The organism is Vicinamibacterales bacterium, assembly GCA_041659285.1.
Classification (GTDB): domain Bacteria; phylum Acidobacteriota; class Vicinamibacteria; order Vicinamibacterales; family UBA2999; genus 12-FULL-67-14b.
Genome location: JBAZYO010000039.1, coordinates 1 through 3,153, shown reverse-complemented (window position 1 = coordinate 3,153; position 3,153 = coordinate 1). Strand labels below are relative to the sequence as shown.

Here is a 3,153-nt window from a genome sequence, read left to right as displayed (position 1 = left end):
AGAACATGCAGGTCTTCCTGGAGGAGTTCGACGACTACGAGAAGAACTACGATTCGCGGGACCCGGAAAAGCGTCTGCCCAACTACATCGTGATGAGCCTCGGCGAGAATCACACGCGCGGCACCACGCCGGGGGCACATACGCCGAGCGCCTGCGTGGCGAACAACGACTGGGCGCTCGGACAGCTCGTCGACCGGGTGAGTCATTCGCGTTACTGGTCGGAGACGGCCATCTTCGTCATCGAGGACGACGCGCAGAACGGCTCCGATCACGTGGATGCGCGGCGCACGGTGGGCCTGGTGGTGAGCCCCTACACCAAACGCCAGGCGGTCGATTCGACCCTGTACACGACCTCGTCGATGCTGCGGACGATGGAACTGCTGCTCGGACTGCCGCCGATGACGCAATACGACGCCGCGGCGATGCCGATGTACGCCTCGTTTGGGCTGACCGCCGACTTCGCGCCCTACACGCATCTGCCGCCACAGATCGATGTCAACGCCCGCAACGCCAAGGATGCCCCGGGCGCAAAGGTCTCGTTGACGATGGATTTTTCCGATTACGATCTTACGCCGATGTTCGAATTGAACGAGGTGATCTGGAAGAGCGTGCGCGGCGTCGCGAGCGAGATGCCGCTGCCGGTCTCGCGGTTTCATTTCCGGTACTGAACGGGCCGGCCCTTCAGCCGTTCCCGTAGCCGCGTTGGAGGCTGGGCGACAACGTGGCCGTCGAGCACCACGCTTTCGCCGTGGGCTCAAGCGCGGCTACGAAGCCGAAAACGGCTTTCGTTCCCGTAGCCGCGTTGGAGGCTGGGCGACAACGTGGCCGTCGAGCACCACGCTTTCGCCGTGGGCTTCCACCTTCGCCAAGGCTTCGGCGGACGGATCGCAAGCGCGGCTGCGTCCGAGCAGACTGCGGAGTGAGGGCACCCCGCCTCCAAAAGGCCGCCGCCGGCCGGCCTCTCAGCCGCGCACTTCCGCGAGCTTCACCGGGCGGCCGAGTTGCAGCGAACGCTCGGCGGCAAAGATCACCTCGTGGGCCAGCACGGCGTCAGCGAGTCCGGTCAGCGGCATCGGCTGCCTGCGGTCGAGGGCGTCGAAGAACGCGTCGAACTGCGTCTTGTACGGATGGTCGGCGACATCGCCCGAATCGACGCACTTGAAGGGCAGCTCCTTCCAGGCGTGCCGGTCGTCGCCGTGGAGGAGGTTGGAATGATGCTTGTTGTCCAGCAGGCTGCCCTCGCTGCCGACGAGGTGGGTGTGAAAATAGTACGGCTGCCAGCAATCGATGGTCGACGCGCACTTGCCGACGCGGCCGTCCTTGAACTTGAGCAGCGTGGTGGTCGTCGAGGGGTATTCGTACTTCGCGAAGGTCGGGTGCGTGGAGTTGACGCCATAGCAGAAGACCTCGGCCACGTCGGGTCCCAGGCACAACAGCAGCGCGTCCAGTGCGTGGCAGCCGGCGGCGAGCAGGCTGCTGCCGCACCCGGCGTTGGTCGTGCACCATTCGTATTCGCGGTACCACGGGCCGATGCCGTGGTAGTAGTCGACCTCGCCGTAATGCACGCGGCCGAGCTGGCCGGCGTCGATCAGCGCCTTGGTGGCCAGAAACTGGGAGGAGAAGCGCAGTTCGAAACAAAGGCAGAAATTGACGCCGGCGGCCTTGACGGCGTGTTCGATTTCGCGGAGGTCGGCCAGCGAAAGGGCCAGGGGCTTTTCCACGATGAGATGCTTGCCGGCGCGGGCGGCGGCGATCGCCTGCGCCTTGTGCTGATCGTGGTAGCTGCAAATCGAGACGACATCGAGGTCGGGCGCCGCGAGCATCGCCGCGAAATCGGTGTGCGTCTGCAGCGGACACTGATGGCGGGCCGAAAGCTCCGCTGCGTCCAACGATCGCGAAGAACATATCCGGGTGACCTGTCCGCGCGTGCCGCCGTTGATGGCGGCGAGGTGGGCGGTCGCCGCCCAGCCGTAGCCCACGATGCCGACGTTGTATTTCTTCATGACGGAGGCGGAGCATGGCAGATCGCGGGTCCGGCGGCGAGTCTTGGTGCGAAATGTGCTCGCCCCGCTGCCCGGTGCGCCCGAGAAACTGCCATGGGTTCCCCTCCTGCCGCACCTGCGCCCCGCCGTCGACTGCCCGGCCTGCGACTGTTGGGCGGCTGCCTGGCGATCATCGCAATCGCGAGCCTGCTCGGCGCGCTGATCCAGACGTCGGGCGGCAAAGTGCAGGTGCTGGAGATCAAGATCCCGACACAGAACGGCCAGTGGATCGTGGCCGATCTCTTCCGGCCGCGGAGCGCGACGAGCGCGCAGCCGGCCCCGCTGGTGGTCGTGGTCCCGGGCTTTCAACGCTCGAAGGAAACGCAGGCGAACATTTCCCTCGAACTGGCGCGCCGCGGGATCGTGGTCATCGCGATCGATCCCTATGCGCAGGGCGGCTCGAGCTCCTCGCTGAGCACGCGGGCCGCGACCGAGGAGGGTTACGGCATGTTCGCGGTCGTCGACTACGCCGCCAACACGGACATCCTGAACTACGTCGACAAGTCGCGCATCGGCGTGACCGGCCACTCCGCGGGGGGCAACGCCGCCATCCAGGGGGCGGGCTATTTTGGCCGGGAGGCCGACAAGACCGGCCGCCCCAGCAAGCTGCACTCGGTCTTTGTCTCGGGCTACGTCCTGACCCTGACAGAGCGGACGCTGCGGAGCGTACGTTCCAATGTCGGCATCAGCTACGCCTATTACGACGAAGGCGCCTATCGCAATGAACTGAAAAACGGCGACATGCGGCGCGCGCCCGAAGCCCTGCGGTTGGTGCGTTCCGGCCTCGGCGCCGTCGGAGCGGCGCTGGCGGAGGTGGAGATCGGGCGTTATTACGGCGAGGCGGCGCAGCGCACGCTGCGGGTGGTGCACAACGAGCGGGTGCTGCATCCATTCCAGCCCTACAGTCCGGAGGCGACGGCCAGCCAGATCGAATTTTTCCGGAAGGTCTTCGATCTCGGCGCGAGCGCGGCGGGGACGGACCAGGTCTGGGTCTGGAAGGAACTGGCGGGACTGGTGGCGTTGGTCGCGGCGTTCGTGGCGCTGGTGCCGCTCGGGCGCCTGCTGCTGACGGCAGTGCCGTATTTTCAGGTGCTCGTGCATCCGCTGCCCG

Annotated in this window: 3 protein-coding genes; 2 read left to right on the top strand and 1 reads right to left on the bottom strand. The window is 66.2% G+C overall.

Features of this window, described 5'->3' with window-relative positions; all coding sequences use genetic code 11:
* Positions 1-668: alkaline phosphatase family protein (locus WC815_24185; protein ID MFA5911889.1), on the top strand; the 668-nt coding region annotated here is incomplete at its 5' end.
* Between the two features lie 294 nt (positions 669-962).
* Here WC815_24185 and WC815_24180 read toward each other — a convergent pair.
* Positions 963-2,003 (bottom strand): Gfo/Idh/MocA family oxidoreductase, encoded by a 1,041-nt coding sequence (locus tag WC815_24180; GenBank protein MFA5911888.1) that lies wholly within the window; start codon positions 2,001-2,003, stop codon positions 963-965.
* A 93-nt stretch (positions 2,004-2,096) separates the two neighbouring features.
* Here WC815_24180 and WC815_24175 point away from each other — a divergent pair.
* Positions 2,097-3,153 (top strand): alpha/beta hydrolase (locus WC815_24175; protein MFA5911887.1); only part of this gene is annotated, 1,057 nt, incomplete at its 3' end.

Coding starts and splice junctions, on each gene's coding strand:
- WC815_24180 (MFA5911888.1), bottom strand. CDS start 2,003: ATGAAGAAATACAACGTCGGCATCGTGGGCTACGGCTGGGCGGCGACC.